This window comes from Novosphingobium mangrovisedimenti (genome assembly GCF_025153475.1).
GTDB lineage: Bacteria > Pseudomonadota > Alphaproteobacteria > Sphingomonadales > Sphingomonadaceae > Novosphingobium > Novosphingobium mangrovi_A.
On record NZ_JANZXA010000019.1, the window covers coordinates 37,151 to 43,214 of the forward strand.

General features: G+C 60.0%; 5 protein-coding genes and 1 pseudogene. 2 read left to right on the forward strand and 4 right to left on the reverse strand.

All coding sequences use genetic code 11. The annotated features are described in order from the left end of the window. Position 1: 1 nt before the first annotated feature. Together NZK81_RS19610 and NZK81_RS19615 are read right to left on the reverse strand one after the other, a co-directional pair. On the reverse strand, positions 2–1,321 hold the full coding sequence (locus NZK81_RS19610; RefSeq protein ID WP_061939696.1) for an LLM class flavin-dependent oxidoreductase: 1,320 nt from the start codon (positions 1,319–1,321) through the stop codon (positions 2–4). Positions 1,322–1,383: 62 nt separating this feature from the next. Continuing rightward, positions 1,384–2,313: a fatty acid desaturase gene (locus NZK81_RS19615; protein ID WP_260047769.1), complete on the reverse strand. Its 930-nt coding sequence runs from the start codon at positions 2,311–2,313 to the stop codon at positions 1,384–1,386. A 192-nt stretch (positions 2,314–2,505) separates the two neighbouring features. On the opposite strand from NZK81_RS19615, the gene NZK81_RS19620 reads away from it, so the two are divergent. Beyond that, a complete protein-coding gene (locus tag NZK81_RS19620) occupies positions 2,506–3,357 on the forward strand; it encodes an IclR family transcriptional regulator (RefSeq protein ID WP_260047770.1) in 852 nt (283 codons plus the stop codon). A gap of 99 nt (positions 3,358–3,456) precedes the next feature. Further along, entirely contained in the window at positions 3,457–4,689 is a 1,233-nt protein-coding gene (locus tag NZK81_RS19625) for a multidrug effflux MFS transporter (protein WP_260047771.1), read from the forward strand. Between the two features lie 9 nt (positions 4,690–4,698). Here NZK81_RS19625 and NZK81_RS19630 read toward each other — a convergent pair whose 3' ends face one another. Then, a complete protein-coding gene (locus NZK81_RS19630; RefSeq protein WP_260047772.1) occupies positions 4,699–5,865 on the reverse strand; it encodes a CaiB/BaiF CoA transferase family protein in 1,167 nt (388 codons plus the stop codon). 4 nt (positions 5,866–5,869) lie between these two features. Continuing rightward, positions 5,870–6,064: pseudogene (locus NZK81_RS19635) on the reverse strand (2-dehydro-3-deoxyglucarate aldolase); the annotation flags it as partial.

Consider the following 6,064-nt stretch of genomic DNA (forward strand, 5'->3'; position numbering starts at 1 on the left):
ATCAGGCGAAGAAGCGGTTGTCCGGGCGCGGCAGGCCAAGATGGTCGCGCAGCGTTTCGCCTTCGTATTCGGTGCGGAACAGGCCGCGTGCCTGCAGTTCGGGTACAACCTTGCCGGTAAAGTCTTCCAGGCCTTCGGGCAGGTAAGGGAACATGGTGGTAAAACCGTCGCAAGCGGCTTGCTCAAGCCAATGCTGCATCTCGTCGGCGATGGTCTTGGCGGTGCCGACAAAGGCCAAACCGCCATAGCTGCCGGCCTTCGCAGCGAGCTGGCGGATCGTCAGGTTCTCAGCTCTGGCCAATTCGATCATGAACCGCCGCGAACTTTTACTGGCGTTGGATTCGGGGATGTCGGGCAGGGGGCCGTCGGGATCGAAGCCCGATACGTCGTGACCCAGCATGCCGGACAGTGAATGGATGCCGCTGTCGTAGTGGACCAGGCTGTCCAGTTTCGCGCGCTTTGCGCGGGCTTCCTCGACGGTGTCTCCAACAACCAGGAATACGGCCGGCATGATCTTGATGTGATCGGGATTGCGTCCTACCGTCGCCGCCCGCCCTTTGACGTCGTCGTAATAGGCTTTGCTGCCTTCCAGCGTCGATTCCGCAGCAAATACGGCTTCGGCGGTTTCGGCAGCCAGCTGGCGGCCCGGGTCCGAGGCACCGGCCTGGAAGATGACCGGCCAGCCCTGAACCGGACGGGCGATGTTAAGCGGCCCGCTGACCGAGAAATGCTCGCCCTTGTGGTTCAGCGCATGCATCCGGGCGGGGTCGAAATAGATGCCCTTTGCTGCGTCCATAACGAAGGCATCGTCGGCGAAACTGTCCCACAGCCCGGTCACAACGTCATGAAACTCGCGGGCGCGGTGATAGCGCGCGGCGTGATCTGGCTGGGTCTCCAGGCCGAAGTTGCGGCTGCTGTCCGGATTCGAAGTGGTCACCACGTTCCAGCCGGTCCGCCCGCCGCTGATGTGATCGAGAGAGGCAAAGCGGCGCGCGACATGGAACGGCTCGTCGTAAGTGGTCGAGGCCGTTGCGACGAGGCCGATTCGCTCAGTCACCCCGGCCAGTGCGGAAAGCAACGTGAATGGCTCGAACGAGGTCACAGTGTGGCTGCGCATCAGCGCCTGGCGTGGCAGGTTGAGCACGCCGAGGTGATCAGCCATGAAGAAATAATCGAACTTGGCAGCTTCAAGGCTGCGGATGAAGCGCTGGATCGCTGCCAGGCTGAAGTTCGCGTCGGGTAAGGCACCTGGATACCGCCAGGCTCCGGTGTGGATGCTGACCGGGCGCATGAACGCGCCAAGGTGAAGTTGCTTGGCCATCAGTGCGTTCCCCGATCTGGAGGTACGGCCGGACCATACCGAACGGTCCGGCCGTTATTTCGTTAGGCATGCATGGCCTTGCCTTGCGCCTGGTCGAGTTCCCGGCGAACCGCAAAGTGGTCGTCATAGTTCTCGGGCTTCAGGGCGAAGGCTTTCTGGCGCGGGATGCGGTTGGCGTTGATTTCATCGTACTTGAGGTAATAGGCCTTGTGCATCCGGTAGAACGGGATTTCCGGCCAGAGGTGGTGGATCAGGTGGTAGTTCTGATAAACCAGTAGCGGGTTGAGCAACCATTCCCAGCCGAACCGCATGGTTGTCGCCATGTAAGGGTCTTCGTCTTGCGCGATGATCGCGGGATGATGTGGCAGGATGACGAAGACGATGGCGATGATGAACAGCGTGATCCGCGACGGCACGAACCACAGCATGAACAGTTCCCAGCCGAAGCCGAAGTAAATTGCCGCAACGAACAGCAGCGCGAGGAGCGAATAGAAGACAAGCAGTTCGGTGCCATGTTTCTTGCGCACGTTCTGACCATATTTGACGAAATACCAGATGTAGGCACCATCGAAGAAGGTCCAGCGGAATGGAACCTGCCACCAGGGCGATTCATGCTCGAACCGGTCGGGGTCTTTGGGTCCATTGGTATGCGTGTGGTGCTTGTTGTGGACCCAGCGGAGCAGGACCATCGGGGCATAGGGAAAGAGGAAGAACAAGCCGATCGCGCCGATCGAATCGTTGATCCAGCCAACGCTAGACAACGACTTGTGCGAGGCGTCGTGGATCACGCTGAAGAGCAGATATGTCACGAGGCCGTTTGAGATCGCACCGACCCAAAGCGGAAGCATCGAGTTCAGCGCCAGGTACCAGGTCGTTGCGATCCCTGCCATGGAAATGACAAACAGGAGAGCCGTCGGCAGGGCGAGAACGGGCGCCTTTCGCAGCTGTTCGAAATGCTCTTCGGACGATCTGGGAAACGCGATTGCAGCCATTACCCGGGTTCCTTTCCTCTCACTGGTTTAGAAGCGCCTAGTTGGGTTGACGCTTGGCCTCTTTGTCGTAATTGACTCAGGTCATGCTCTTGCACAATTTTGCCGCCTACACTATTCGTTGGACAATATGCAACTCTTTTCCCGTCATGCAAGGGGACTTCGGGCCGGGGAATGCTGGTAATGGGAATACCGATGAATGCACGCAAGGCTAACCAGCTTGCAGGTAAAGGTGATGAAATCGAACATCAGGCTACCGAGCGCTTGCCCGCCGAAGATTGGAGCGCGACTGATTCGCCACGCAAGGCTATCCAGTCCGTGGAAATTGGTGTTCGCGTCCTCAGGGCCTTGATGGATTGCCCAAGGGATGGCGCACATCTGCGTGAAGTTGCCGAGAAATCGGGTCTGTCACGCAGCCAGGCACACCGTTACCTGCTGGCTTTTGTCAACACAGGCGTTGTCGAGCAGAATGTCCAGAATGGCCGCTATGCACTAGGTGCATTTTCAGTTCGTATTGGCATGGCCGCCCTGGCGCGGGTGGAGCCGGTACGGATAGCGGGCGATAATCTGGCGAGTGTGCTGGAAGACCTGCAAACAACAGGGTTGCTGGCGGTCTGGGGTAATTACGGGCCATCGGTGATTCGCTGGATCGATGGCGGTCTGCCCCTGTTTACCAGTTTGCACGTCGGCTCTGTTTTGCCATTGCAGGCTTCGTCCACTGGCATCCTGTATTTGACCCATTGTTCACGAACTTTGACCCAGCCCGTCATCGAGCAAGAGCGCGCCAGCGGGCTGGTGGTTTCCGACGACGAACTGGAAAGGCAGATAGTCCAAGCGCGCGAGCTGGGATACGCGACCACACAGGGTACCGTTGTGCCTGGTCTCTCTGCCTTGAGTGTACCTGTGCTTGATTCCGGGAACAGGCTTGTTGCAACGATGAGCGTCCTCTCGCGAGTTCAGGACAAGCATTTTTATTCGAAGCCGAAGATCGAAAAAATCCGTTCAGCGGCCCTTGCAGCGAGCCGTGCGATTGGCTGGCAAGGGTAGCTTCTGGGTTTCCCAACAGAAATGGACTCGCGTCCATATTGGTAGACCGGCTTCATGGCGGGTGCGATGCCAGGCTTGACCATCCGCAAGGTATAAACGTTGTCGCTGAACGATAAAGAACCAATTGGCAAACGGGAGTTCATCGGCATGATGGCGATGATCCAGGCATTGCAGTCACTTGGGTTTACAACGTTGCTTCCGGCTTTGGGTGCCATGGCAACCGATCTGGGAGCAAGCGGTTCAAACCAGCGGCAATGGGTCATCGGCACCTTCCTGATCTGCTCCGGCCTGTTTTCGCTCGTCCCGGGGACGATCTCCGACCGGCTTGGGAGGAGGCCGGTCCTGCTGGTTTGCATGGGTCTGTTCGCCCTGATCAATCTGCTTTGTGCTTTCGTGGCTGACTTTTCGGTCCTGCTGGCGGCCCGCGCGCTGCTTGGCTGTGCCTCTTCCGCCCTGACCGTCCTTCCTCTGGCGATCATTCGCGACCGCTATCAGGGCGAAGACATGGCCAAGCTGCAGGCCTTTGTCGCGATGCTGTTTATGGCAGTCCCGACCCTCGCCCCAAGTTTGGGTTATGTGATCTTTACAGCGCTCGGCTGGCGTGCCGTCTTCATCGTCATCGGGGTGCTGTCGATGGGAGTGTCAGCTTGGTATTTCTTCCGCATGGAAGAAACGCTGCCGCTTTCCCGGCGGCAGTCCCATGGTGCCAGTGAATTGTTCGGCAACATCCGCCTCGTTCTGACAAACCGCCGGTCGATCGGTTACGTCATTGGCATGGCCCTGATTTTCGGCGCTCACTTCGGCTTCATCAACAGCTCGCAGCAATTGATCGGCGAACATTTCGGGGCCGGCGGGGCCTATTCGGTAATCTTTGGCTTGATGGCGGGCTCGATGATGCTGGCCAGCATTGCCAATTCTGCGATCGTACACCGTTTCGGCATCCGGGGGATCGGCCATGCCGCCATCCTGTGCCATTTCCTTGTGTCGATCGGCCAGATCTATGTGGCATCCCGACCGGGCGAAACCCTGCTTCAGTTCGTGCTTCTGACATCCGCGAACATGTGCTTGCTGATCACGGTCTTCATCAATTTCACCGCGATTTCCCTGCAGCCATTCGGCAAGGTGGCCGGGGCCGCGGCCTCTGTTCAGACGTTCTTCCGTTTGGTGCTTGGCGCGGGGCTGGGCGCACTAATCGGGCAGGCCTACAATGGTTCCCCGCTGCCTCTGGCCTATTCGTTCTTCGGGGTGGCGAGCGTGACCATCGTGCTTGTACTGTTCAGCGAAGGCTGGCGATTGTTCGGGGGACCTATACCGGTTCAGGCTGCGAACTGACTGCGCCGCCTATTCGTCTCCGACCGGCTCGGGACTTCCCGGCGCGGCCAGATTCGAAACCATTCGCACCCCGTCGATCACGATCGGGCTGGCGACGCCTTTGCGCCCTCCGGCCATTGCGGCGAGGCCCCTGGCGACGACCTGCGGATCGGCGAACACTTCGTCGAGTTCGTTGATCGGTCCGGCTGGCACGCCAACCTCTTCAAGCGCGTCGAACAGCGCTTGTCGGTTCCACTGGGCCGTGCGCCCCTCGACCGTTGTGACCAGTTCCGCCCGGTTCGAGAGACGGGCAGGATTTGTGGCGAAGCGTGGGTCTTCATGCAGTGAACACCGCAAAACGCGGCACAAGCTGGCGAACTGGCCGTCGTTGCCGGCCGCAATCACCAAGGGCCCGTCAAGCGTGGGGAAGGCTTGATAGGGTGCCAGATTGGCGTGACCGTTGCCGAACCGGCGCGGCACATTACCCGATGTCATCCAGTTCATCGCCTGATTGGCCATGACAGTCACCTGGGTGTCGAGCAGTGCCATGTCGATGTGGGCGCCGCTGCCGGTGCGGTCCCGGCGGTTGAGCGAAGCGAGGATCGCCACCGTGCTGTACATGCCCGTGAACAGATCGGCCACGGCGATGCCCGCCTTCTGCGGTTCGCGATCGGGTTCGCCGGTCATCGACATCATGCCGCCCATGGCCTGGGCGATGAAATCGTAGCCTGCGCGGTGGGCGTAAGGCCCGGTTTGTCCGAACCCTGTGATCGAGCAGGTGATCAGGCGCGGGTTCAGTGCGGAAAGCGCGGCATGGTCAAGCCCGTACTTCGACAGCCCGCCGACCTTGTAGTTCTCGATCACGATGTCTGCGCCGCTTGCCAGTTCGCGAATGATGGCCTGGCCCTCCGCGCTGGCGATGTCGATTGCGAAAGACCGCTTGCCGCGATTGGTCGAATGGAAATAGGCCGCTCCCAAATTGGTGCCATCTTCCGCTGTCACGAACGGCGGCCCCCAATGCCGCGTATCGTCTCCTACACGGGGCCGTTCGATCTTGATCACTTCGGCGCCAAGGTCCGCCAGCAGCTGTCCGCACCATGGGCCAGCCAGGATGCGGGCTAATTCAAGCACCCGGACGCCATCAAGCGGTTTGACCGGGTCACTGGAACGAGGCGTCTGCCAAGCCGGTTTTGCCATAGCCTCAGTTGCCGCCCTGTGCCGCGATACGCTCACGCCAGACCCGGAGTCCGTCGCCCGCGCCCTTGGCCAAGGTGAAGCTGTCGATCCCGTTGGCGATGAAGCGGGCACCGCCATCGAGGAACTGCTGGACGAGGCGTTCGTCGCGCGAAAGGATCCCGGCCGGTTTGCCGGTTGAGACGATCCGCGCCAGTGCTTC

Excerpts from the sequence above, each read along its gene's own strand:
- NZK81_RS19610 (WP_061939696.1), bottom strand. The coding sequence starts at position 1,321 with ATGGCCAAGCAACTTCACCTTGGCGCGTTCATGCGCCCGGTCAGCATC.
- NZK81_RS19615 (WP_260047769.1), bottom strand. The coding sequence starts at position 2,313 with ATGGCTGCAATCGCGTTTCCCAGATCGTCCGAAGAGCATTTCGAACAG.
- NZK81_RS19620 (WP_260047770.1), top strand. The coding sequence starts at position 2,506 with ATGAATGCACGCAAGGCTAACCAGCTTGCAGGTAAAGGTGATGAAATC.
- NZK81_RS19630 (WP_260047772.1), bottom strand. The coding sequence starts at position 5,865 with ATGGCAAAACCGGCTTGGCAGACGCCTCGTTCCAGTGACCCGGTCAAA.